Below are 441 nucleotides of genomic sequence, written 5' to 3'. Positions count from 1 at the left end.
CCCCGGTACAAGCCGGCTCGAGAGCCTCCGACGCCCAGGGAACGCACCGGGCATCGGGGGCTTTCGCGTATTCGGGCACGTCCTTCTTAGAATGGCTCGGTGACCCCCACCCCTGACAATCGTGCCGATGCCCTCCCCAAATCCTGGGATCCGGCCACGGTAGAAGCCGACCTGTACCAGGGCTGGGTGGATGCCGGATACTTCACCGCCGATTCGGCCAGCGAAAAGCCGCCGTACTCGATCGTGCTGCCACCGCCCAATGTGACCGGCAGCCTGCACATGGGCCACGCGCTCGACCACACCCTGATGGACGCCCTCACCCGCCGCAAGCGCATGCAGGGCTATGAGGTGCTGTGGCTGCCCGGCATGGACCACGCCGGCATCGCCACCCAGACCGTGGTGGAAAAGCAGCTCGCCGTCGACGGCAAGACCAAGGAAGAC

1 protein-coding gene is annotated in these 441 nt (G+C 66.2%); it reads left to right on the top strand.

Annotation, left to right across the window (positions count from 1 at the left end):
- Positions 1 to 99: 99 nt before the first annotated feature.
- The coding region (locus tag RNB18_RS52265; protein ID WP_311721087.1) for a class I tRNA ligase family protein at positions 100 to 441 on the top strand (342 nt) is incomplete at its 3' end.

The sequence above is a fragment of the Streptomyces doebereineriae genome, from assembly GCF_031845645.1.
Classification (GTDB): Bacteria; Actinomycetota; Actinomycetes; order Streptomycetales; family Streptomycetaceae; genus Streptomyces; species Streptomyces canus.
This window is presented reverse-complemented; position numbering and strand designations above follow the sequence as displayed.